Genomic DNA, 24,858 nt, shown 5'->3' on the forward strand with positions numbered 1-24,858 from the left:
ATTTAGCTATTTATATTATAAGGAATACCTACTTTATTTTAACTAAAAAACGTGCAATATCTATGGCTCCTAAACACTATTATAATTATAATCTACTTGATATTTTTTACTATTAAATGTAATATATCTATAAAGAAATATTTTTTTATGAACACATTAAAAAATATTAAATACTATTTTGAAGGAGTTATTTATATGGCTGTAAAATCTCTTGAAGAAGTTTTATTTTCTATTTTTCAAGGGGAATCTAATGCTGCTAATAAATATTCTCAATTTTCTAAGGCATCTAAAAATCCGGCTGTTCAAAAAGTATTTTCAACTACAGCATTAGCAGAAAGAATACATGCTGAAAAAATGAGAAAGTTAGCATTAAGAAGTTCCTTAGATATGACTAAGTTTGTTTCTCAATTACTTGATGTTGAAATTGCAGATGACAAAAGCAATTTAGAAGTAGCTATTAAAGGTGAAGTATATGAATCTACTATTTTATACCCGCAATTAGCTGAGGTTATGATAGAGCAGCAAAATAAATTAGTAAGCTCTACTGTTACTTCACTCGGTAAAGTTGAGGTAGAACATGCTAAATTATTCGAGTTAATTAAAGATAAATTCTTAAATACAAACACAGATATCTCTTTATATTTATGTCCTAACTGCGGAAATATCTATCTTGAGAAATTCCCAGAAACATGTGAAACTTGCGGAGGTTCATCTAAGATGTTCCAAAAATATTAATATAAAGATTATATTTAGGGGAGCTTGAAAAGGCTGAGAGTAAGTTTATATAACTTAGACCCTTATAACCTGTTGGATAATGCCAGTGTAGGGAAATAATTTTGTATGAAAAATGCGAGATCAATTTTCTTAAATTGGTCTCGTTTTTTTATTTTTATAATTTTTATGCACTCATTATTTTTCATTAAGGTTTCTATAAAAAATTATTAATTTATTTAAAGGAAATTTTTATGAATAATGTTTCAAAAACTATTTTACAAAACAATGATTTATCTAATGTTAAATACAAGAGAGCATCATATTTAAAATTTATTATTTTTAGTTCTATAGGTGTTTTTATGTTTTTTATAAGCATAAATATTAATGGTGTAAAATCAATACCTATAGACCATTTAGTTAGTTTTATAAGAAAGATTCCATTTGTTGAACCATATTACGGAATAATAATTACAATGCTTGGAGGAGTGTATCCATTTATAAGTAAGACTTGGAATAAAAATAAAACAGAAATAGTATTTTCATTTATTAAACTTTTAGCAATACCTTTTGTTATAATGGCTTATTTCAAATTAGGACCTGCTGATTTTCACAAACCAAATATGCTTCCTTTTTCTTATAGATTATTAACACAGGTTGCAATTCTTATACCAATAGGTGCTTTATGTTTATCATTTCTTATTGACTATGGGCTTATGGCTTTTGTAGGAATATTTATGCGTTATATAATGCGTCCTATTTGGAAAACTCCAGGTATGTCATCAATAGACGCTTTAGCTTCTTTTATAGGAAGTTATTCTGTTGGGCTTCTCATCACTAATAAAGTTTATAAAGAAGGATTTTATTCTACTAAAGAAGCATGCATAATAGCTACAGGATTTTCTACAGTATCAACTACATTTATGGTTGTTGTGGCGAAAACTCTGGGGGTTATAGATAAATGGAATATATATTTTTGGGGAACTTTAGCTATCACATTTATAGTTACAGCAATTACAGTGAGACTTTATCCTTTAAGAAATAAATCTAATAAAGGCTATTTAAATAGAGATGTAATTGAAGAACCAAAATTTACAGGAGGAAACATTTTTAAAAAGGCATTAGATGAAGGCGTAAAAGCAGCAGACAAACAAGATAATTTTTTAAACGGCATATTAAAAAATCTTAAAGAAGGTTTATTAATATCAATATCTGTAATGCCTAATTTTATGGCTATAACATTTATAGGTTTGCTAATAGTTAATTATACACCTTTATTTGATTTTATTAGTTATATATTTTTACCTTTTACAAAATTATTAGGATTAGGAGAAGAGGCTTATACGGTTGCTAAGGCTTGCTCTATAACAATAGTGGAGATGTTTTCTTCTTCAAGTATTATTATGGATTCAAGTCAATTAGCTAAAAGTGTAATAGCTATAGTATGTGTTTCAGAAATACTTTATTTTGCAGCACCAATTCCTTGTATGCTTGCTACTGACATTCCAATAAGGATAAGAGATATTATAATTATATGGATAGAGAGGATAATATTTTCTTTGATATTGGCAGTGCCTTTTGCATATTTATTTTTGATATAGCCGCGAGCTTAGTGAAAAATAATAAGAAAAATTTGTAGTATATACTAAAACAAATATATTTTGATATTTTTTTAGATGTATTATCAACTTTTTTGACGCACTCGCTGTGCGGACTTCGTCAAAAAGTTGCAAAAAACGCAAGTGCTATAATCTTGTATTATTTAATATGTATTACATGTGTGGTAATACATAAAATTTAGGTTAAAAATAAAGTCTTTTTGGTTCTTTGTGTCAACAAAAGAAATGGGGGTGAGGTGACTAGTGCCCTCAAATAATATAGATTTTTGTAAATTTAAAAAATTATTATTAAAAACATTTATTATAAAAATTAAGGAGTAATAAAATGAATACATTACAAAACGAAATAAGCAAAGCAATCACAGATATGAAAGCTAAATGCCCATTAGTGCATAACATTACTAATTATGTTGTTATGCAAATTACTGCTAATGCATTGCTTGCGGCGGGAGCTTCTCCTGTGATGACATTTGAAAAAGAAGAGTTTGAGGATATGCTTTCTATTGCTTCATCGCTTGTTATTAATATTGGAACTTTAACAAAAACTTCTATTGAGGCTATGCATAGTGCCTGCGAGATAGCTAATAAAAAAAATGTGCCTTTTGTACTTGACCCTGTGGGAACGGGTGCTACAAAATTAAGAACTAAAACTGCTATTGATTTGATTAAAAATTATAGTCCTAAAGTTGTACGTGGAAATGCTTCTGAAATAATGGTGCTTGCTGGAGAGAGTATAAAAACTAAAGGGGTTGACAGCAGTGCTAATGTTAATATGGCATTAGAATCTGGAAAATATTTAGCTAAAGAATATAACACTGTTGTAAGCATAAGCGGAGAGACTGATATTATTACAGACGGAGATAAAGTTTTGTATGTGAGAGGAGGTTCTAATTTGATGCCTTTAAATACTGGTATGGGATGCACTTCAACTGCTATCACTGGTGCTATGCTTGCGGTGTCTGAGCCTTTAATTGCAGCAGCTTCAGCTATGTGCATAATGGCTTCGGCTGGAGAAAAAGCTTCAAAAAAAGCTGATGCTCCTGCAAGTTTTGCGGTTGCTTTTATTGATGAGCTTTATAAACTTGATATAGATGATGCATCTAAAAGAGTGAGTTTATAATTTTTTAATACAATTATAATTTTATATTTAAATAAAAAATTGTTTGAAAATGATATTAATATAGTATAATATATTAGTATCATTTTTATTTTGGGGTGGATATGATAAAAAAAATAGCTTTTATATTTTTTGTTTTGATATTAACAGTATCTTGCAAAAAAATAAATTTGCTGCCACCGTCATATATACCGCCTCCGACAGCATTTCCAAATATTAGTGAAGAAGTGCCAGACTACCCAACACCTACCCCAATCCCACCCCCTCCAGAAATAACAGAAGATATTCACATTGAAATAAAACCTGAAATAGTTCAAAATGGAACAGTATTTGGAGGATATGGAAGAAGATTCAAATATAAAAACGAATGGTATGTTTTAGCTACTAATGAATATGAATACAAGCCTGAAACAAAAACTCTTAACCCTACAGGAAAAGGAGCTTTATTAAAAATAGGCAGTGATGGAACTACAATAACAAAAATACATAGCCTTTCGTTAGATGAAGATGTAGAAGAGTTTGAATATTGGACAAATTTAAATTCAAAAAAGTTGATAATAGAAGAAAATAAACTCAGCATACCATCAAAATCTAAACAAAGAGTAGAATGTTTTGACACTTATCCTCGCAGATTAGAGGTTGGTAATTTTTATTATAATAATCTTTTTATATTTGGCTGTTATCGTCAATTATTTATTTATACTCAAAACAGAGAATCTTCTGATTTAATAAATTGGTTAGACTCTGCAAATGAAATAGAAAAAACAGTTTATGATATTCCACTCCCTGATGATTTTGATTTATCTATACAAGGAGTATATGGTATGGATACTTTAGAATTTTCTGCTTTATTTTATATAAAAGGTAAGTTATTTATTGTGGGACAAAAGTCTTTCTCAGATGATAATATTAATGGCTATAGGGCTCCAGAAGCAGGCCCATATACTGATGATTCAAATGAATATTATGTAGTAGATATAACAAGAGATGTTTCTGATAATGATAATTGGGAAAAACATGAAATTCCTTTTCCTCAAAAAAGACAGCAATTTAAAATATTGTATGATAAAAATAAATTAGATAAAATATATGTATACGGCGGAATATCAGTAAATTATGAATATAAATATGGAGATGGACATAATTTCAAAGCTTGGCTATCTAGTACTAATGCTTTTTATAGTGAAAAAGATGGAATATGGTCTACAGAAGATGGAATAAATTGGAAAGAAGAAAAAAACATAGATATAAGCAAACTCGATAATTATTATTATAATAATAATAAAAATAAAATTGATATAGTTGGAAATTATGAATTTGAAGATGGTACACCTTTAGAGCCTTCTTATACTGAATTAAATGGAAAATATTACAGAACTTTTAACAGCACTTATCCTATTCCTCCGATTAAAGAAATTATGGAAACGGTTGACAGGTTTGAAACTAATTTCACCGTTACAGAAGAGCATATTAAAAAGTCTGGCTATTATCAATTACAAGTCTCTTCAGTGCCCCCTGATAAAGCAGAGGAATCCGACTGGGTTAATGTTGTGCCAAATAATGAAATAACTTATATTATAGGCTGGGAAAGCGGCGGAGCTGATTTATTTACTTTCAATGACAAAATAGTTCGCTTGGCTGATTATGACAGGAAATTTCAACTTGATACTCAATATGAAACGGCTTTGGCTCTTGCCGAGAAATATTATAATTTACTTTTAACATCACCAATATCAGAGTTTAAAAAATATAATTATTATTTTCTATATTATAAAGCTATGGCTGATATGATAAAAATGATTAAAGATAAAGGTAATGATTATTTCCGACCTGAAGAGGCTGTTACGCATTACACTTTTGAGCTTTAGATTATGGACTTATTAATGAAAAGATTATTATTTGTATTTTTATTAGCTGTTTTTAATTCGTTTAATTTATTCTCTCAAGTTTTCCCGCCAATAATACCTAATATTGATTATGGAACTTTTATTAATGCATATGTAGAATCAACTGGAAGATATAATAATATTCCTAAAGAAACTTTAAATGTTTTAATTGAAAGCAAACAGATGAATAAACTTTTTGATGACGGCATAAAAACATTTACATTCGGAGAACTTATGACAATAATCCAAAATCCAGAAAGAGTTCTTGACACTACCACAAATGAATCTGTAATATTATTAGTCGGCACTACAATAGGTTTTTTGGAATTAGCTAATATGCAGCAAGATACAGCAACTGCAGTTATTAATGCTTTAAAAAAGAAAACAGCTTTTAATGCAGCCTCTGGAAATAATACAGGGCTTCTAATCCCTATGCACACACCTATAGGAAGTTTTGGAATTAATTTATATAGTGATGTTCCTTTATCTTCTTCAGACAAAATAAAAAACTCTACAAAAAATGATTATGAATCATTATCCGACTCTTTAGAGCTTCTTCCAATTCCTCATATTAATGCCTATTTGCAAGTTAATCTTGGACCTGTACCTTTAGCTTTAACTATTAGGGGCGGGATTTCTTTAGGCTTTAAAGATGTTTACGGGGTAATTGTTAATGATGTTGAAATAGAATCTTTAGGGTATAATGTAGGAGCTTCTTTAAAGGCTTATCTTTTTAGAACTAAATATTTCTTTGGCGATTTAAGAATGGATTTTAATTATGATGAAGGTCATTTAAAAATGTCTACAGACAATAGAAATGTATATGTTCCTCTTTATTTGGGCTATAATGGCGGAACAGACACTGGAGTTGTATTTAATGGAAATGCATTTTTAGAAACCAAATGGAAAACTTTTGCTTTAAGCCCAAAAATAGTATTTGGTTTTAAGATGAGAGATAAGGTTCCTGTTATACAATATTTATATGCTTATTTTTCTGTTGGGGCTGATATTATATTTGGAAGCTTAAACTCAAGAGTGGGCGTTAATGGCATAGGAAGTTATGCTAATATTGTTGGACATGAAATAACGGTTAATGATTTATATATGCCTAATTCTGAAGATAAAATGTCTTATAAGCTTTATGACATGAGAGTAGGTTTTCATTTTGATATATTTTATCAAGCTTTTTCTATAGAGTATGGTATATTTACGAAACAGCTTGCTATTTCATTTATACCGCTTAATATAAGATTTTAAATATTTAAGGGGTTAATATGAGTTATAAAATATTTTTGTTTGTTTTAATTCCTTTTGTTTTAGTAGCCTGTTTCATACCAGAGAGAAGAATATATTTTCCTTGGGATAAACCTAAAAATATTGAAAGCGAATGCAATTATAATTTTGTTTTAAGCACAAATATGAGTATTATTCAAACTGAAAGAGGATATTTGCTTAACACAGATAGAGAAATATATTATAAAGTTGGAGCAAAAAAGGCATATAATATAAAAGATTATACATATGTAATGAATGAAATGATTAGCTTTATGAGCAACAATAAAAATGCTGTATTAATAGTAGAAGGTCATGCAGATGAAATAAGCAAAGAAAAATTAGATTTAAATATAAGGCTTTCTCTACAAAGGGCAAGCGTTATAAGAGATGTTATAGTTTCTTTTGGTATATCTCATGAAAGGGTAAAGATTTATCCGTATAGTTATTTTGCTCCTAAATACACTACTAATACTTCTAAAAATAGAAGAGTTGATTTTGTGGCATTAAAATGTGCAAATCAATTAAGCAATTATAATTATTATTACAGCAATTATTATAGTAATTATTATTATTTTAGTTCTGCAAATTATAAAAATTAAGTATATTATATTTTGAATCTTCAATATAATTTGAAATACTATTTAGTTTAAAATCAATAATTTTTATAGTATTGACCGTTATTAAATATTATTATAATTAATATAAAAAATTAATTTAAATTTTTATTATATATTTGATATATTTCAATAAAAAACATTTGTTGTTTCATTATAATCTTTATATATATTTTACATTGGTTTTAATATTGATAATATTATTTATAAACATAAAATATGTTGTTTTTTAAACAAAATTTAAATTTATTTTATTTTTTTGTTTAAAAAAACACAAAAAAATATAATTTTTATTGTATTTTAAACATTTTTATATATACTATATTTATATAGAAGAGAGGTCGTATGTCAAAGTCATTTAAAAAAGATGAAATTTTAAAGATGTTAGAAGTAAAAAATTATTTATCAGTAAAAGATATTGCAGCAACTTTTAACATAAGCGATATGACAGTTAGAAGATATCTTGCTAAAATGGATATGGAAAAGAAATTAATAAAAACTCATGGTGGAGCTATTAGAATAGAATTATATAAGGAAAGTCCATATTCTTTAAGAAAAGAGGTTAATTTAGAAAAAAAACTTTTAATAGCTGAAGAGGCAATAAAAGATGTACAAGATAATCAAACCTTAATAATAGATTCAGGAAGCACATGTTATGAATTTTCAAAACTTTTATTAAGCAAGAAAAATTTAAGAATAATAACAAATGATATAAAGATAGCAAATATGCTTTTTACTCATCATGAAGTTTATATATTGGGCGGTCTTATATCAAAAGAATATTGCAGTACATCTTTTAATTTACAAGATGAATTTATAAATTCCATAAATGTGGATCTTTTAATAATGGGTATATCAGCTGTTTCCAATGATGGCATGTTAAGTTCCCCTTATTTTGATAGAAGCAATATAAAAAGGAAATTTATATCTAGAGCACATCATAGAATACTTTTAGTAGACAGCAGTAAATTTATGAAAAGTGGCTTTGCTGAAATTTGTACTTTAAGAGAATTTGATTGTGTATATACAGATGAGGATATAGATAAGTCTTTGTATAAAAACCTTTTAAAACAAGGTATAAAAATAAAAATATGTAAAAAGGATAAAGAAAATGAATTTTAAAGTTAATTTACCAAATGTAGTTGAATATGGAGTTAATTCTATAGAAAAAGCAGTTAATTATGTAAAAGCTCAATCAAAAGTAGCATTAATTTCCACTTCAAATTTATCGTTATATATAGAAAAGTTACAAAGTATTTTAAATACATGTTCTTTTTATATAGTAAGTGATATTAAGGCGGAGCCTAGTGATAAAGATGTTTTGAAATGGCATAATGAGCTTATGTCATTTAATCCTGATATTATAATAGGACTTGGCGGCGGCAGTGTATTAGATTTAGCTAAAATATTATCTTTAACATTAGCAGATAATTCTATTATGAAAGATTTTTGGAATAATGCTCCTAAGGCTGTAAAAAAGATACCTAATATTTTAATACCAACATCAGCTGGTACTGGTGCAGAAGCTACACCAAATGCTATATTTGCTAATACAGAGAAAGAGATAAAAATAGGTATAGTTAATCCATTATTATTAGCAGATAAAGTTATATTAGATCCTGCAATAACATATAATTTACCTGCCAATATAACTGCAACAACAGGTATTGATGCTTTATGTCATGCTGTAGAATGTTTTATATCTAATAAAGCTAATCATTTGAGCGATGATTTATCTTTATGCAGTATCAAGATGATATTTGAATCTTTGCCTATTGTTTATAAAGAGCCTCATAATGAATATCATAGAAGCCAAATGTTGCTTGCTTCATTTTATGCTGGAATTTGTATAGCTGCTTCTGGTACTAATATTGTGCATGCTTTATCATATCCTTTGGGCGGAAAATATCATATAGCACATGGTTTAGCAAATGCAATAATACTAAATGAAGGCATGAAATATAATGAAGATGTTTGTGTAGAAAAATTTGCAGCAATAGCTAAATATACAAATATGGTTCTATCTAATGCATCTTCTAAGGAAGCATCTAAAGTATTTTTAAATAATTTATCCAAACTTTTAGAAGAAATAAACATTCCAAAAAGTTTATTAGATTTGAATATTCCAAAAGAAGATATAGATTCTCTTACAGAATCTGCTTTTGAGGTTCAGAGACTTTTGCAGAATAATCCAAAAACAGTTAGTAAAGAAGATATAAAAAATATATATAAAAAATTATTTTAATATAAGGAGCATTTTATGTCTATACAAACTTATGTAGCCAATATAACACCTTTTAATGAAGATGAATCATTAAATATTGAGGCGTATGAAAAACTTGTTATGAGGCAATTAAAATACGGAAACAGTATTTTTTGCAACGGCACCAATGGAGAATTTTTTTCTTTAACTAAAGAAGAAAAACTTAAAGTTGTATCTATAGCAGCTAAAGCAGTAAACAATTTTAATAACATTATTACTAATATAGGATGCATATCTACATACGAAACTATAGATTTAGGTATGGAAGTAAAGAAATTAGGTGTTGAAAAAGTTGCTGTAATTAGCCCTTGGTTAGTAAAATGTTCACAAGATGTAATATTTGAACATTATAAAAGAATAGCTAATGCTTTAGAAATGCCTGTGTATATATATAATATACCTAATTTAACTGGCAATAGCATAGAAATAGACACAATAGAAAAGCTTATAAATGAAACAAAATATATAGTTGGTATGAAAGATAGCAGCGGAGATAATAACTTTTTCTCTTCATGTGTAAAACTAGCTAATAAATATAATCATTTTACAGTTTATGCGGGTACGGATTCATTTATTTATGAAGGACTTAATTCTGGTGCTAAGGGATGTGTATCTGGTCTTTGCAATTTAGTTCCTAATTTAGTAAAAGAAGTAAGAGAAAATTTTGTTAATAATAATTTAGAAAAAGCAAGCGAGGCTCAAAATAAAATAATAGCTTTGAGAAATGATATAGTAGCAGCTGGAAATTTACCTAATATAGTAAAAACTTTAATGTTTATTATGAATCCTAAAATAGGAAAATTAAGATTGCCTAAAACTTTGGAAGGCGAAGAGATTTATAGTAAATTAAAATCTATAATAGATAAACATAATTTAGAATTAAAAATTTAAATAAAGGGTGCAACAATGAAAAATAATTTTTTTTCTAAGATAGAAGAATATTTAATAGCCATTGGAATTATAATAATGGTTGTAATGGAAAGTCTTAATGTTGTTTTTAACAAAATCTTTCCAGCCAATACAGGTCTACTAGAAGAAGTAGCTATATTTTCATATATATGGGTTTGTTTTTTATGTGCAAGTTTTTGTACAAAAAAATGTGCAAATATAATCGTAGATGTTTTTACTTCAAAATATAATAAAAACATAAGGTATTCATTAAATATATTGGAATATTTGTCAGATGCTTTGTTGAGTATTATGTTTATTTATGGGAGTGTATTATTCATAATGCAAACAAAAATAAGCGGTAAAACTGGTATGACAGGTGTTCCTCTTTGGATAATATATTTGGCTCCACTTATTGGATTTTCATTAAATTTAGTAAGAGATATTCAGCAATTAATTTCTGTGTTAAAAAATAAAAAATAAAGAATAAAAAAAGAATAATGGAGATATATTTATGATAGGTTTTATATTTATTGTGTTTTTTATAATTTTATTAGGTTTTGGCTTTTCAATGGTATTAACTTACCAATTTGCTTTTGTATTGCCAATGATATTTAATAATGGAGCTTATAATATTTCAGATATAGTTAGTTGGCTTGTTAATGCAGCGGGTAAGACTACTTATGTTGCCATAGCATTATTTGTTGTATCTGGAAATATGATGTCAAAAGGTAAACTTACAGATAAGATTTTTGAATTTTTTCAATATTTTTTGGGAGGGTTTAAATCCTGTATACCTGTAGTTGCTGTGCTTACAGCTATATTTTACGGAATGATATCTGGATCTGGTGTGGCAGTTGTTGCTGCTGTTGGTTCTATGGTATTTCCTGTATTAGTAGAGTATAAATATGACAGGGCTTTTTTTGCTGCTATGCTAGCGGCTGCTGGATCATTAGGTCAATTAATTCCGCCTAGTTCTGCTATTTTACAATATTGTGCTATGGCAAATACTAGCGAAACAGATATGTTTAAAGTTGGAGCTGTTATAGGTTTTTCATGTGCGTTAGCATTAATAATAATAACACTTGTACATTGTAAAAAAGATGTAGGGGATCAGGAAAAAATTAAGTGCGGATATAAAGAGTTGAAAAGAAAGGGTTTTATAAAAGTATTTAAAGATAGTATATGGGGCTTATTGTCTCCTGTGATTATATTAGGTGGAATTTTTACTGAGTATTTATCTGTAGTTGAAGCTGCTGCGGTATCTGTTGTATATGCAGTATTTGTATCATTATTTATATATAAAAGTTTAGATTTGAAAGGTATATTTATGACTTTTATTGATTCTGTAAAAAATGTTGCTTCAATAGCCATGATGTTAGCATTTGCAGTTGCATTTACAAGCCTTATGGATGTATTTAATGGAGGTGAAATAATCAGCAGTCAAATAAAAAAAGTTGTTACTTATCCTAGTGTTTTTATTATAGGAAGTATTATCATAATGTCTATAGGTATGATGTTTATGAATCCTATAGGAATAATAGTTCCTATTGTAGCACCTATTGCATTATCTTTTGGAATAGATCCTATAGTTTACGGAGCAGGTATGGCAGGAATAGTTGCTATAGGATCATTGACACCTCCTTTTGGAGTAAGTTTGTATATTATGGCACCAATATCAAATGTTGAACCTATAAAGATAGCAAAAACAGTATTTCCTTTGTGGTTATTGATGACTATAATTATAAGTTTATATATGTTTTTACCAGGGCTTTCTCAATGGGCTTATAAATAAAATTAAAGGAGTATAATATGGAATTAAAAACTATATCATCACTTACATTAGATGGACAATTATATTTTAATAATGATATGCAAGTTATAGAGGGTATTATAAACCCTTTACAATATAAAACTTCACATGCTCCAGCATTAGTTGAACTAGAAAATGGAGATATGTTATGTGCTTGGTTTGCTGGATCTTTTGAAGGCAATTCAGATATTAGTATAATAATGTCTAGACTTAAGAAAGATTCTAGTACTTGGGAGGCACCTGTAAAAATATCTAATGATAATAAAAGAAGTGAACAAAATCCTTCATTTTTTAAACCTAGGGATGGAGAATTATGGTTAATATATACTTCTCAGCTTGAAAGAATGGAAGGAAAAGATAATATGCAATTTACTTCTATTATAAAGTATCAAAAGAGTTTTGATAATGGAATGACTTGGAGCGATCCAGAAGTTCTTTTTGATAAAGAAGGAAGTTTTTGCAGGCAACCTATACAAATATTGAGTAATGGAAGATGGATATTTGGAAATTGGATGTGTACAGATTCTAATACTGGACTTTTATCAGATCCTACTGTACTTCAAATTTCTGATGATAAAGGAAATACATGGAAAGCAGTTAATATGCCTGATAGTAGTGGTAGGGTTCATGCTAATATAATTGAAGTAGATAATGGAAAATTAATAGCTTTTATGAGAAGCAGATATGCTGATAATATATATATAAGTAGATCTGATAATTTTGGGGATACTTGGAGTGTTCCAGAACCTACATTGCTTCCTAATAATAATTCTAGTATAAGTGCATTGAAATTGCAAAGCGGAAGTATAGCTATAGCATATAATCCTACAGCATCTTTAATGGCAGAAAAAGGTAAGATATCATGGCCAGGATTAAGATGTCCTGTTGCGGTGGCTTTGTCAGAAGATGAAGGAAAAACATTTCCAATTATTAGGTATATGGAAAGAGGGGAAGGATTTTATGGAGAAGAAAATAGGATTAATAATAAACAATACGAATATCCGTACCTAATGCAAAGTAAAGATGGTAATTTGCATTTAGCTTTTGCATATAAAAATAGAGTGAGTATAAAATATATGAGATTTACTGAAGAAGATATAATTGGGAAAAAAAGAAAAAAAGAAGATGTTTATAATCCTACTTCTGCAAATATATAAAATTATATTAAGGTTTAAAATTTATGGGAAACAATAAAATAGTTGTAATAGCAGATGATTTCACTGGGGCAAATGATACTGGAGTTCAATTTGCTAAAGCGGGATATAGTACATCTGTTACAAGTAATTTGGAAATAAAACATATTAATACAAATATTATTGTAATAAATACAGAAACTAGATTAATAGATAAAAATAAAGCACAAGAATATATAAATATTCTTTCTCATAATTTAAATATTAAGCCAAAGTTTGTATATAAAAAAATAGATTCCACATTTAGAGGAAATATAGGTATAGAAATAGAAACGCTATTAAATAACTTAAATTATAATATCTGTGTTATTGCGAATGCTTTTCCAAATATGAATAGAACTATAATAAATGGTATTAGTTATGTTAATGGAGTTGAGCTTGATAAAACAGATTTCGCCAAAGACCCAATAAATCCTATAAAAACACCTCATATAGAGAAGATACTAAAAGAACAAACAAATTATAATACAAAATTAGTTAGCATTAGTGATATATCTAATGGGGTGTTTGAAAAGGATATTATTAATAGTATAAATAATAATGAAAAGATAATATATATATGTGATAGTGAAAAGAATGAAGATTTACTTGCAATATCAAATATATTAAAAGATTATTTAGATAAAATAATAATAACTGGATGTGCAGGTTTGGCAAATGCTTTGTTAAGCAGCATTAGTAACTTTGTACCTATGTGTTTTGTATCTGGCTCTCTTTCTAAAATATCTATAAAACAATTAAATAAAATTAGAGAGAAGAATGCTGAATTATTAAATATAGATAAAGAGTTATTTTTCTCTAATAATTTAGAAGCGTTAAAAAATGATTTAAAAATACAGATTGATAAACTTGTAAAATCAAAAAAACATATTATAGTTTCTATTACTACAACAGATAAAGACAGAGAAGAAAATGATTTTTATGCAGAAAAAAATTCAATAAAAAATGATCATATTACAGAATATATATCATCATTGACAGCTAAAATAATAAAGTTTATATTTGAATATATTAAAATAAAAGCATTATTTATAAGCGGAGGAAATACAGCTATTCATATAATAAAAGAATTTGAAGCAAATAATGTATATTTATTTGGAGAAATAGATGAAGGTATACCATACGGAGTTATTAGTGATGGTTTATATCCGTTTACACAAATAGCCACTAAAGCTGGTGCTTTTGGTGATGAAAATTTATATTTAAAAGTGATTGAGTTTTATAATAAATAGATAATTACGAAAAAGGAGAAAAATCAGTATGAATGATTCTATTATAGTAATCACAATGGGAGATCCGGCTGGAGTTGGTCCTGAAATTATAATAAAATCTTTTTTAGATACTAAAGTAAAGAATATGAAGCTATTAGTATCAGGAAGCAAAAAGATTTTACAATATACAGCTAAGGATATGAAACTAGAAGATAAAATAAAGATAAAGGAATTAAAAACTATTGATGAATATTCTTATGAGGATAATACAATTCCTATTATAGATTCTTATAGTCAATTACCGGATATAGAATTAGGAAAAGTACAGAAAGAATGCGGTATGGCATCTTTTAAATATCTTGAATTTGCTATAAAATTGGCGTTAGATAAAAAGATAAAAAGTATAGTTACCGCTCCTCTTAATAAAGAGGCTTTAGCATTAGCTGATATTAAATTCCCAGGACATACAGAAATTTTAGCACATATGTCTAATATTTCTAAATATGCAATGGTTTTATGCAGCCCTACTTTGAAAGTTATACATGTAACTACTCATACAAGTCTATTGAATATGATACAAAATTTATCTAAAGATAGAATTAGAGATGTTGTTCATATAGCAAATGATTTTCTAAAACTTCTTGGTATAAACAATCCAAAGATAGCTGTTGCTGGCCTTAATCCTCATGCTGGTGAAAATGGACTTTTTGGACGGGAGGAAATTGAAATCATAATACCAGTTTTAAATGAACTTAGAGACGAAGGCATTAATGTTATAGGTCCAGAACCGCCAGATACTGTGTTTTTAAGAGCTAGTAAAGGAGAATTTGATATTGTAGTTGCTATGTATCATGATCAAGGTCATATTGCTATAAAAATGCTTGGGTTAGAAAGCGGGGTTAATGTTACAGCGGGACTTCCATTTATTAGAACTTCTGTTGATCATGGAACAGCTTTTAATATTGTTAAAAAACGTATAGCAGATCATACTAGTATGATAAATGCTATAGAAATGGCTAATATTTTACAAAATAGTAATAAGCAATAACTGAAAAAATAAAATCCAATAAAAAAGGACTACTAAAATATTAGTAGTCCTTTTTTATTAAATATCAAAATTATTTTTCAAAAACCAAACCGTCACCCTCTTTTACAACTTTTATAGTATCTCCTTCTAAATATTTTCCTGCTAACATTTCTTTAGCTAATGGATTTTCTATATAATTCTGTATAGCTCTTTTTAATGGTCTTGCTCCAAACTGAGGATCATAACCAATATCAGCAATATAGTCTATAGCCTCATTGCTTACATCTAAAGTTATTCTTCTGTCTTTAAGTCTGTTAGCAACTCTTGCTATTTGATTTCTTACTATCTCAGCAATATATTTTTTGTCAAGTCTTGTAAATGTTATTATCTCATCTATTCTGTTTAAGAACTCTGGTCTAAATGACATCTTTAATAGCTCTTGAATCTTTTCTTTGATATCATTAGTATCATTAGCTTCAAGAATTAAATCAGAGCCTAAATTACTTGTCATTATGATAATAGCATTTTTGAAATCTACTATTCTACCTTGTCCGTCAGTAAGCCTTCCGTCATCTAATACCTGAAGTAAAACATTAAATACATCAGGGTGAGCTTTTTCTATCTCGTCAAATAATATAACAGAATAAGGTCTTCTTCTCACTGCTTCAGTTAATTGTCCGCCTTCATCATAACCCACATATCCCGGAGGAGCTCCTATAAGTCTACTAACAGAAAACTTCTCCATATACTCACTCATATCTATTCTTGTTAAAGCTTTTTCATCGCTAAACAAGAAATCGGCAAGTGTCTTAGCAAGCTCTGTTTTACCAACTCCAGTAGGTCCTATAAATAAGAAACTTCCAAGCGGTTTGTTTTCATCAGAAAGTCCTGCTCTGTTTCTTCTTATGGCATCAGCAACTGAAGTAATAGCCTCATCTTGTCCTACAACTCTTTTATGCAGAACTTCTTCAAGCTGTAAATATTTTTGTTTTTCGCTTGTAAGCATTTTACTTACAGGTATTCCAGTCCACACAGATATTACTCTTGCTATATCATCTTCAGAAATCTCTTCTCTTAAAAGTCTTTTCTTATCAGAGTTTTTAGCTTCTTCCATAGCTTTAGTTGCTTCTTCTAATTTTTTCTGTAATTCTGGTATTTTACCATATTTTATTTCAGCAGCTTTTGCTAAATTACCTTCTCTTGTATATTGAGTCTCTTTTATATTTAAAGCTTCAAGTTCTTCTTTTAATTTTCTGCTCTCTTCAATTCTTCCTTTTTCATTATCCCATTGAAGTTTCATAGTGTTGCGTTCTTCAGAAAGTTCGGATAATTCTTTTTCAAGTTTTTCTAATCTCTCTTTGGAAGCGGCATCATTTTCTTTTGAAAGAGCTTGTTTTTCTATATTAAGCTGTAAAATCTTTCTTTCAATTTTATCAAGTTCAGTAGGCTGACTGTCTATCTCTATTTTTAATTGGCTTGCAGCTTCATCTACCAAATCAATAGCTTTATCCGGCAAAAATCTATTAGTTATATATCTGTTAGATAAAACAGCAGCAGCAACTAATGCATCGTCTTTTATTCTCACACCATGATGAACTTCGTATTTATCTTTTAAACCTCTTAATATTGAAATAGTATCTTCAACACTAGGCTCTTTACAATAAACCTGTTGGAATCTTCTCTCAAGTGCTTTGTCTTTTTCAATATATTTTCTGTATTCATCTAAAGTAGTTGCACCTATTGCTCTTAATTCTCCTCTTGCTAATGCAGGTTTTAAAAGGTTAGAAGCGTCCATTGCTCCTTCTGTAGCACCGGCTCCTACAAGTGTATGAAGCTCATCTATAAATAATATAATGTTGCCTTCAGATTTTTCTATCTCTGTAATAACAGCTTTTAATCTCTCTTCAAACTCTCCTCTGAATTTTGCACCAGCTACTAATGCTCCTAAATCCAAAGCTAATAGCCTTTTATCTTTAAGCCCCTCAGGTACATCTTGAGAAACTATTCTTCTTGCAAGTCCTTCAACAATAGCTGTCTTACCAACTCCCGGCTCACCTATAAGCACAGGGTTGTTTTTTGTTCTTCTTGATAAAACTTGCATAACACGTCTTATTTCTTCATCACGTCCTATAACAGGGTCAATTTTTTCTGCTTCTGCTAATGCTGTTAAATCACGGCAATATTTATCAAGTGCCTGCATTTTTGCTTCTGGGTCTTGGCTATTAACGCTTTGTCCGTTTCTTAATGCTTTTAATGCAGTTAAAACTTCTTTTTTGCTTATTCCGCTTTTTCTAAGCATGTCGCCTGCTTTATTGTCAGCTTCTACAAGTGCTAAGAATATATGCTCTGTAGATACATATTGGTCTTTCAAAGCACTCGCTTCTTTTTCTGCTTTTGCTAAAACTTTACCAGCATTAGTAGAGAGATGTAACTGCACATTTTCACCTGTAACCTTTACATTTTCATCAACTAATCTTTGAGTTTTATCTATTAATGTGTTTATAGGAACGCCTATTCTTTCAACTAATGGCTGAATAAGTCCGTCCTCTTGTTTTAATAATGCAAGAAGTAAATGCTCGCTTTTTATTTCGTTATGGTCTTCACCATTAGCTATATTAGCAGCTTCATTTACTGCCTCTTGAGCTTTTATTGTATATTTATTATAATCCATATTCTAATTAATTGACGGCTCTTAAACCGCCTAACTCCTTTATAAATTAATTATTTTAATTAAATAATTTTGTTTCAGCATTTAATTGCTGTACGCTTATATATATGCAAGAAACGTGCCATATATATGCAGCTTATACCTTAATTTACTATATTAAAATATCATATTTAACTGTTTTTCTTAACTCAATTTCTAAATTATGTGTAATTATATACATCTTATAAAGCCTATATGTATTAATATTATACTAATAATAGACAGAATGTATTATAATTATACAAACTATTATATAAAAATATATGCTTCTTGACTTTCATATTATATTTTATATAATAAAACAATTAAATAACTAAATAATTAAAAGGTGTATTATAATGAACAATTTCTCTTCTTTAAACGATTCTTTTGTGTTAAGCAATGGTTATAAAATTCCTTGTATAGGTTTTGGTACTTGGCAGACACCAGACGGAGATACTGCTGTAAACTCTGTAAAAGAGGCTATAAAGTTAGGCTATAAACATATTGATACAGCTGCTATCTATAAAAATGAAAAAAGTGTAGGAAAGGCTATAAAAGAAAGCGGTATAGAGAGAAAAGAATTATTTATTACAAGCAAAGTTTGGAATAAAGAGAGAGGATATAATACAACATTAAAAGCATTTGAAAAAACTCTTAATGATTTGGAACTTGATTATCTTGACCTTTATTTAATACATTGGCCTGCATCAGAAAATCAATTTAAAGATTGGGACAATATTAATTTAGAGACTTGGAAAGCCATGACTGAGCTTTATAAAAAAGGAAAAATAAAATCAATAGGCGTTTCTAATTTCATGCCTCATCATTTAAAATCTTTAATGCAAACAGAAATTAAACCTATGGTAAATCAAATAGAGTTTCATGTTGGTTTTATGCAAGAAGAAACAGTTAAATATTGCCGAGATAATAATATACTAATTGAAGCTTGGAGTCCGCTTGGCACTGGTAAAATGCTTGATAATGCTTTATTAAAAGAAATTGCTGGTAAATATAAAAAATCTGTTGCAGAGCTTTGCATAAGATGGTGTTTACAAAATAATGCACTTCCACTTCCAAAATCAATTACTCCATCAAGAATAAAAGAAAATGCTGAAGTTTTTGATTTTAATATAAGCGATGAAGATGTGAATACTATAAACAATATAGAATATTTTGGAGGTTCAGGACTTCACCCAGACAAGATAGATTTTTAAGTTTTTAGTATTTACAAAATTTATTTTACCATTTTACCATGGGCGTTTATCTTTAAGCCAGCCTTTTTCTTTCCAATAGTTATAATCATTTTCTGTGATTTTCTTTTTTTGATGCAGTTTTCTCATCAAATAAAAAAGCATTTTGTTTTTTATAGAAAGCTTTATATTGCCATAATCTTTTTTTATTTTATTAGCTAAAGAATATATTTGTTTTCTAATTTTTTCTTTTATATCTTCGTTTACATCATTCCAAGTTACTTCTCTCACAGCAAAACCAATTTTATATGTTTTAGCAACTCCCCAAAAAAATGTGCTGTCGGCTATGTCTTTAGTTGTCTCTTTCATTCCGCCTCCTGCTGCAGTAGAAATACACACAACTTGTTTTCTAAACATACTTTCTTCTGGTCTATGTATCATCCATCTATAACCATAATGGTCTAATAATGTCTTCATAGCAGCTGTTACATGATATACATACACTGGGCTTGCAAATATTATTATATCAGCATTATCAATAGCTGAAGTGATAGGGCTTAATGCTTCATAATGCGGGCATAGTTTCTCTGACTTTTTAAAACAATTATTACACCCTACACAAAAAGAATTAAAATCTCTTGGAAGAAAAAACTCTGTAACATCAGCATCTAATTTATCATAAAGCATTTTAGCAGCATTGTAAGTAGAACCTTTATGATTTTGACCATGTATAACTGTTATTTTCATTTGTTATATCTCTTAATAAATAATTGCTTTTTTAATATTATAATCAATAGAAATTAAATTGTAAAGCATTTTTATTTTGATTAAACTATTTTATCTTTTTTAAAATCTTCTAAATAAGAATTTTATATTTCTGATATATTCTTTCTAATAAGCTCTAATATTTTTACAAACTTATCAGCATCTTTTGAATCAATATTTTTTATTATATTATTTAAAACTTCATTTTCATAGTTTTCCATTATAGGAAGTTCTTTTTTTGCTTTATCTGTAAGAAACAATGAAAAAGCTCTTTTATCGGTTTTGTTTTCTTGTCTTTTTATTAAAGATTTTTTTTCTAATTTATCTATTATAGCTTTAACTGTATTTTGATCTTTATCAAGTTTTACCGAAAGTTCTTTTTGAGATATGCCTTCTTTTTTAGATAGCTCTTTGATTACTATTAATTGTTCTGGGGTGATATCAAAATCATTTATTTGTCTGCCTATGTATTGATATATTTTTCTTGCAGTATAGCAAACATCATATCCTATATTATTAATAATAATAGTCTCCTTAAATATAAAAAAACGCTACCATAATAGTTTACATTATGATAGCATATATTTTGATTTTTGTTAAGGTATTTTGAGAATTCTCTAATTTTATTTGGCTCTTTCTATCAATGAATTAAGATATTTTTCCATATTTTCTTTATTCATAATAAAAGGATTTTGCTCCCCTTCTTTAAGATTTGCCACTTTTTCTAAATTAGCATAACCGTTATCAGCAAAAAGATGAGCAGTTAATGAAACAGCAGCGTTTCTTGCAAGAGCTTCTTTTTTGAAGTATTCTGCTGACTGTTTATATTTTTTCACCAATTCTTTATCTTTAGGAAGTCCTGTTCCGCCCCATAACACAGCAGTATATTCTTTACCTTTATACTTTACAGGAAATATATAAGAGCTGCATCCTGCAGTATGCCCCGGTGTTTCTAATATAGTTACACTTACATCACCAAGCTTTATTACATCTTTATTTTTAGCATAAATATCTACTTTAGTTTTAGGAGAGCGAGGAGAATTAGCACCTGTATTTAAATTGTACATTAAATCTGTATCTGTTTTTGTAAGTACAGTTTTAGCTCCATATTTGTTTCTTAAATAATTAGCTCCGCCGTAATGATCCCCATGACCATGACTAATCAATATATATTTTAAGTTTTTAGGGTCTAATCCAAATCCTTTTATCCCATCTTCTATAAGTTTAGCATCTCTCTCGTCCCACATAGAATCTATTAAAATAAGCCCGTCAGAAGTATTAATTACCCAAGCAACAACACTCACTGTTCCTATGCAGTATACATTATCAAATACTTTTGTAGGTTTTAAAGGAGTATTGTCGTTTAGATAATCCATTGGTGTTTTTTCAGCACCAAATACTAAATAAACAGAAATAAAAAAAATGAAAAAGACTTTATTAAACGAATCAAGCACTTTTACCTCCTTAAAATAAGCTAATTAATATTACTACGTATACGTATTATTGTCAATATAAATTATTATTTTTTTAATAGTTTTTATACAAAAAAATCAGCATTATTAAAAAAATATATTACTTTGAAAACAATCTATTAAAAATAATTTTTGCAATTTATAGTTATAAACAAACAAAATAATTACTTTTTTAAAAAATACATATTCTTTTACTAAATAAATAATAATTTGTAATCTTGACTTAATATTTCTTTACAGTTAAAATAAAAAAATTAAAAATAATATACTAAAAGTAGTAAATAGATGAACAATAATGATAAGATAAGAATCATACCTTTAGGCGGCGTACAAGAAATAGGTATGAATATGACAGTTATAGAATATGGAGATGAAGTATTAATTATTGATTGCGGATTTATGTTTCCTAAATATCATATGCTTGGCATAGATTACGTTATACCTGACACTTCATATTTGGAAGATAAAAACATAGTTGGATTAGTATTAACTCATGGACATGAAGACCATATAGGGGCTATACCTCATTTCTTAAGAAAATTTCCAAATATACAAATTTATGGTTCAAGATTAACAGCTGCTTTTTTAAGAGCAAAATTGAATGATTACAAAAATGAATATAAAGACGTAAAGATTTATGAATTAGAGCCAAGAAATAAAATTGAAATAGGAAGAAACTTTGATATAGAGTTTATAAGAGTTAATCATAGCATACCTGATGGGGTTGGTGTTGCCATCACTACTCCTCTTGGTGTCATAATACATACTGGAGATTTTAAAATTGATTTGAATCCTACTACTGATAAATTTATAGACCTTTATAAGTTTGCAGAATATGGAGAAAAGGGGGTATTGCTTCTCTTAGCAGATTCTACGAACTGTCATAAGAATGGTTTTTCTATGAGTGAAAGCTTAGTGCAAAACACTATGACTCCCCTATTTGCTTATGAGGACGGTATGATAATTGTTGCTGTTTTTGCAAGCAGTATAGAGAGAATACAAGATTTGGTAACTGCTGCTAAGATTAACAATAAATATGTGGCTTTCTCTGGAAGAAGTTTACTTAAATATACAAAAATAGCACAAGAGATGGGATATTTAAATCTATATGATATAGTGATACCTATAGACAGATTAAACAGATATCCAAGAGAAAAAATTGTATGCATAACTACAGGCACGCAAGGAGAACCTTATTCTTCTCTTTCACTAATAGCCGCTGAAGCTCATAAGCATATAAAAGTAGAAGACGGAGATATGGTAATATTTTCTTCAAGTGTTATACCGGGAAATGAGATGTCTGTTACAAGAATGATTAATAATCTTTACGACCTTGGGGCTAAAATGGTGGGAGAAGATAAAAAACTTCTTCATGTATCGGGACATGCTTCGAGTGAAGATTTAAAGCTCATGTATAGATTAGTAAAACCAAAATATTTTATACCTATACATGGTGAGAAGAGACATTTAATCAGCCATATAAAATTAGTAGAAGAGCTTAATGGACTTAATTCTAAGGGGTTTTTACTTTATAACGGCGATGTACTTGAAATAGATAGCTCTTTAGAGGCAAAGACTGCTGAGCCTATAGAGATAAGAAATATTTATGTTGATGGTAAGGGTGTTGGAGATTTAGAAGATAGTATATTCTTTGACAGAGAGCAATTATCATTAAACGGAGTTGTGGTTGCTAATGTAGTTGCTAAAAAAAATAAAACAGGAAACTATGATATAAATATAGACATAGAAAGCAAAGGTTTTACATACAATGGAGCAGAAAAATCTTCTATAATAAGCAAAAATGAAGAGCTTATTAAAGAAGGTAAGAATGCTGCAACAGAAGCTGTAAGAAAATTATTAAACAGAAATAAAAGAACACCTTCAACCATAAAATATGAAGTGCGTGAGGCGTTAAGAAAAAAGTTTATACAGATAATAGGAAGAGAGCCTGTTATATTTGTATCGCTTTATATAGACAATATTTATGTAGAGTTAGAAGAAAATATACAAATACGGAGGAAACATGTACGAACAAAACAACCAAGAGCAAGAAAACACTGCACAAGAAGAAACTAAGGAATATACAAACAGTCTCAAAAAAACTGAAATCAAAGAAAATAAAGAAAACAAAAGATTTATAATATTTTCTCTGTTAATAATTGTTTCTATAGTTATAGGTATTGTTTCTATATTTACTAAACCTAAAAATACAATCTCTTCTGTTATCATAAAAGGAACAACAACAAATATTAATTCTATACAAAATAAAGAAGGTATTGCAATTATAGATTTAGTAGGAGTAATATCGCACGTAGCAAGAAAGAACTCGCTTGGAATAGAAGAAAAATCTGTAACAGAAAAATTAATCGATGACTTTGAATATTATATGAAAGATGATAATGTAAAAGCAATAGTATTACAAATAGACAGCCCGGGAGGAGCTTTAACTTCTTGCGAGGAGGCTTTAAAATATTTGCAAGACTTAAAGAAAAAATATCCAAAACCAATAGTAGCTTCATTTAGAAGTATGGCAGCAAGCGGTGGATATTATATTGCTATGATAGCTGATAAAATATATGCCAACGAATCAACACTCACTGGAAGTATAGGAGTAATATCTCAGTTTGTTAATGTATCTAATTTAATAGATAAATATGGAATAAAAATGTATACAATAAAGAGCGGAAGAAATAAAGATTCATTATCTCCGTTTAGAGAACCAAGAGAAGATGAGCTTGCTTATTGGCAGGATATGACTTATGAGTTTGTTGCTCAATTTACTAATGTGGTAGAAACTGCAAGAGGAGATAAAATTAAAGGCAACAGAGAAGATTTGTTTGACGGAAAAGTATTCAGCGGTAAGAGAGCTTTAGAAGTAGGCCTAATAGACAATATCGGCACACTTCAAGATGCTATAAAAGATGCTGCTGAAATGGCTGATATAACAGATGAAGAGCCTTATATTATACAAAAACCAGAAAACAAAAACTTTATAAATCTAATATTATCGAGTATGCCTTTTGTTTATAAACCTCAAGCTTTAATACCTTATGAGGAATTAATAAATACTAAATATATAGGGGTTCCTATGTATATTTATATTCCTAATTATATTGGAGAGTGAA

At 28.5% G+C, this 24,858-nt stretch carries 20 protein-coding genes, 2 pseudogenes and 1 riboswitch; of the genes and pseudogenes, 17 read left to right on the forward strand and 5 right to left on the reverse strand.

The genetic code is table 11. From position 1 onward, the window contains the following. Positions 1–195: 195 nt before the first annotated feature. From Q0H31_RS03990 to pdxA, 14 genes are all read left to right on the forward strand, one after another. Positions 196–735, forward strand: a complete 540-nt coding sequence (locus tag Q0H31_RS03990; RefSeq protein WP_295295942.1) for a ferritin family protein — start codon at positions 196–198, stop codon at positions 733–735. Between the two features lie 6 nt (positions 736–741). Further along, a riboswitch (TPP riboswitch) is annotated at positions 742–846 on the forward strand. A gap of 119 nt (positions 847–965) precedes the next feature. Beyond that, positions 966–2,312, forward strand: a complete 1,347-nt coding sequence (locus tag Q0H31_RS03995; RefSeq protein WP_295295943.1) for a YjiH family protein — start codon at positions 966–968, stop codon at positions 2,310–2,312. Between the two features lie 343 nt (positions 2,313–2,655). Further along, positions 2,656–3,450, forward strand: a complete 795-nt coding sequence (thiM, locus tag Q0H31_RS04000; protein ID WP_295295944.1) for a hydroxyethylthiazole kinase — start codon at positions 2,656–2,658, stop codon at positions 3,448–3,450. Positions 3,451–3,551: 101 nt separating this feature from the next. Further along, positions 3,552–5,315, forward strand: coding sequence for a hypothetical protein (locus tag Q0H31_RS04005; protein WP_295295945.1), 1,764 nt, complete (start codon positions 3,552–3,554; stop codon positions 5,313–5,315). 15 nt (positions 5,316–5,330) lie between these two features. Beyond that, positions 5,331–6,590 (forward strand): hypothetical protein, encoded by a 1,260-nt coding sequence (locus tag Q0H31_RS04010; RefSeq protein WP_295295946.1) that lies wholly within the window; start codon positions 5,331–5,333, stop codon positions 6,588–6,590. Between the two features lie 17 nt (positions 6,591–6,607). Then, positions 6,608–7,207, forward strand: a complete 600-nt coding sequence (locus tag Q0H31_RS04015) for an OmpA family protein (protein ID WP_295295947.1) — start codon at positions 6,608–6,610, stop codon at positions 7,205–7,207. Positions 7,208–7,567: 360 nt separating this feature from the next. Continuing rightward, positions 7,568–8,344 (forward strand): DeoR/GlpR family DNA-binding transcription regulator, encoded by a 777-nt coding sequence (locus Q0H31_RS04020; protein WP_295295948.1) that lies wholly within the window; start codon positions 7,568–7,570, stop codon positions 8,342–8,344. Then, positions 8,334–9,467, forward strand: coding sequence for an iron-containing alcohol dehydrogenase (locus Q0H31_RS04025; protein WP_295295949.1), 1,134 nt, complete (start codon positions 8,334–8,336; stop codon positions 9,465–9,467). The genes Q0H31_RS04020 and Q0H31_RS04025 overlap by 11 nt, the downstream gene beginning before the upstream one ends. 15 nt (positions 9,468–9,482) lie before the next feature. Next, complete coding sequence (locus Q0H31_RS04030; protein WP_295295950.1) at positions 9,483–10,376, forward strand: dihydrodipicolinate synthase family protein; 894 nt, start codon at positions 9,483–9,485, stop codon at positions 10,374–10,376. A 15-nt stretch (positions 10,377–10,391) separates the two neighbouring features. After that, a complete protein-coding gene (locus Q0H31_RS04035; protein WP_295295951.1) occupies positions 10,392–10,856 on the forward strand; it encodes a TRAP transporter small permease in 465 nt (154 codons plus the stop codon). Between the two features lie 31 nt (positions 10,857–10,887). After that, complete coding sequence (locus Q0H31_RS04040) at positions 10,888–12,168, forward strand: TRAP transporter large permease subunit (RefSeq protein WP_295295953.1); 1,281 nt, start codon at positions 10,888–10,890, stop codon at positions 12,166–12,168. Positions 12,169–12,185: 17 nt separating this feature from the next. Then, positions 12,186–13,343, forward strand: coding sequence for an exo-alpha-sialidase (locus Q0H31_RS04045; protein WP_295295954.1), 1,158 nt, complete (start codon positions 12,186–12,188; stop codon positions 13,341–13,343). Between the two features lie 23 nt (positions 13,344–13,366). Then, the gene (locus tag Q0H31_RS04050) at positions 13,367–14,611 is read left to right on the forward strand and encodes a four-carbon acid sugar kinase family protein (protein ID WP_295295956.1); all 1,245 of its coding nucleotides are present in this window, start codon (positions 13,367–13,369) and stop codon (positions 14,609–14,611) included. A gap of 28 nt (positions 14,612–14,639) precedes the next feature. Further along, positions 14,640–15,638 (forward strand): 4-hydroxythreonine-4-phosphate dehydrogenase PdxA, encoded by a 999-nt coding sequence (gene pdxA / locus Q0H31_RS04055; RefSeq protein ID WP_295295958.1) that lies wholly within the window; start codon positions 14,640–14,642, stop codon positions 15,636–15,638. A 70-nt stretch (positions 15,639–15,708) separates the two neighbouring features. On the opposite strand, the gene clpB is transcribed toward pdxA, so the two are convergent. Further along, positions 15,709–18,288 (reverse strand): ATP-dependent chaperone ClpB, encoded by a 2,580-nt coding sequence (gene clpB, locus Q0H31_RS04060; RefSeq protein ID WP_295295959.1) that lies wholly within the window; start codon positions 18,286–18,288, stop codon positions 15,709–15,711. A gap of 374 nt (positions 18,289–18,662) precedes the next feature. Here clpB and Q0H31_RS04065 point away from each other — a divergent pair, with 374 nt between their 5' ends. Further along, entirely contained in the window at positions 18,663–19,520 is an 858-nt protein-coding gene (locus Q0H31_RS04065) for an aldo/keto reductase (RefSeq protein ID WP_295295961.1), read from the forward strand. A gap of 33 nt (positions 19,521–19,553) precedes the next feature. Here the strand turns inward: Q0H31_RS04065 and Q0H31_RS04070 are convergent, their stop codons facing one another. The 4 genes and pseudogenes from Q0H31_RS04070 to Q0H31_RS04085 form a co-directional block, all read right to left on the reverse strand. Further along, positions 19,554–20,243, reverse strand: a complete 690-nt coding sequence (locus Q0H31_RS04070) for a flavodoxin family protein (RefSeq protein ID WP_295295962.1) — start codon at positions 20,241–20,243, stop codon at positions 19,554–19,556. Between the two features lie 122 nt (positions 20,244–20,365). Continuing rightward, positions 20,366–20,521 carry a hypothetical protein gene (locus Q0H31_RS04075; protein ID WP_295295964.1) on the reverse strand — a complete coding sequence of 52 codons (156 nt, stop codon included), beginning with the start codon at positions 20,519–20,521 and terminating at the stop codon, positions 20,366–20,368. A gap of 18 nt (positions 20,522–20,539) precedes the next feature. After that, positions 20,540–20,803, reverse strand: a pseudogene (locus Q0H31_RS13215) (MarR family winged helix-turn-helix transcriptional regulator); the annotation flags it as partial. Positions 20,804–20,884: 81 nt separating this feature from the next. Continuing rightward, entirely contained in the window at positions 20,885–21,715 is an 831-nt protein-coding gene (locus Q0H31_RS04085; protein ID WP_295295965.1) for an MBL fold metallo-hydrolase, read from the reverse strand. 303 nt (positions 21,716–22,018) lie between these two features. Here Q0H31_RS04085 and Q0H31_RS04090 point away from each other — a divergent pair. Then, positions 22,019–23,874 (forward strand): annotated as a pseudogene (locus tag Q0H31_RS04090) (ribonuclease J). After that, the gene (gene sppA / locus Q0H31_RS04095) at positions 23,757–24,857 is read left to right on the forward strand and encodes a signal peptide peptidase SppA (protein ID WP_295295969.1); all 1,101 of its coding nucleotides are present in this window, start codon (positions 23,757–23,759) and stop codon (positions 24,855–24,857) included. The pseudogene Q0H31_RS04090 and the gene sppA overlap by 118 nt, the downstream one beginning before the upstream one ends. Position 24,858: the final 1 nt, after the last annotated feature.

Origin of the sequence: uncultured Brachyspira sp. (assembly GCF_934747485.1) — a bacterium.
In the GTDB taxonomy this organism is placed as follows: Bacteria; Spirochaetota; Brachyspiria; order Brachyspirales; family Brachyspiraceae; genus Brachyspira.

Coding starts and splice junctions, on each gene's coding strand:
- Q0H31_RS04050 (WP_295295956.1), top strand. CDS start 13,367: ATGGGAAACAATAAAATAGTTGTAATAGCAGATGATTTCACTGGGGCA.
- Q0H31_RS04020 (WP_295295948.1), top strand. CDS start 7,568: ATGTCAAAGTCATTTAAAAAAGATGAAATTTTAAAGATGTTAGAAGTA.
- thiM (WP_295295944.1), top strand. CDS start 2,656: ATGAATACATTACAAAACGAAATAAGCAAAGCAATCACAGATATGAAA.
- Q0H31_RS04045 (WP_295295954.1), top strand. CDS start 12,186: ATGGAATTAAAAACTATATCATCACTTACATTAGATGGACAATTATAT.
- Q0H31_RS04015 (WP_295295947.1), top strand. CDS start 6,608: ATGAGTTATAAAATATTTTTGTTTGTTTTAATTCCTTTTGTTTTAGTA.
- Q0H31_RS04005 (WP_295295945.1), top strand. CDS start 3,552: ATGATAAAAAAAATAGCTTTTATATTTTTTGTTTTGATATTAACAGTA.
- Q0H31_RS03995 (WP_295295943.1), top strand. CDS start 966: ATGAATAATGTTTCAAAAACTATTTTACAAAACAATGATTTATCTAAT.
- pdxA (WP_295295958.1), top strand. CDS start 14,640: ATGAATGATTCTATTATAGTAATCACAATGGGAGATCCGGCTGGAGTT.
- Q0H31_RS04025 (WP_295295949.1), top strand. CDS start 8,334: ATGAATTTTAAAGTTAATTTACCAAATGTAGTTGAATATGGAGTTAAT.
- Q0H31_RS04070 (WP_295295962.1), bottom strand. CDS start 20,243: ATGAAAATAACAGTTATACATGGTCAAAATCATAAAGGTTCTACTTAC.
- sppA (WP_295295969.1), top strand. CDS start 23,757: ATGTACGAACAAAACAACCAAGAGCAAGAAAACACTGCACAAGAAGAA.
- Q0H31_RS04035 (WP_295295951.1), top strand. CDS start 10,392: ATGAAAAATAATTTTTTTTCTAAGATAGAAGAATATTTAATAGCCATT.
- Q0H31_RS03990 (WP_295295942.1), top strand. CDS start 196: ATGGCTGTAAAATCTCTTGAAGAAGTTTTATTTTCTATTTTTCAAGGG.
- clpB (WP_295295959.1), bottom strand. CDS start 18,288: ATGGATTATAATAAATATACAATAAAAGCTCAAGAGGCAGTAAATGAA.
- Q0H31_RS04065 (WP_295295961.1), top strand. CDS start 18,663: ATGAACAATTTCTCTTCTTTAAACGATTCTTTTGTGTTAAGCAATGGT.
- Q0H31_RS04040 (WP_295295953.1), top strand. CDS start 10,888: ATGATAGGTTTTATATTTATTGTGTTTTTTATAATTTTATTAGGTTTT.
- Q0H31_RS04030 (WP_295295950.1), top strand. CDS start 9,483: ATGTCTATACAAACTTATGTAGCCAATATAACACCTTTTAATGAAGAT.
- Q0H31_RS04010 (WP_295295946.1), top strand. CDS start 5,331: ATGAAAAGATTATTATTTGTATTTTTATTAGCTGTTTTTAATTCGTTT.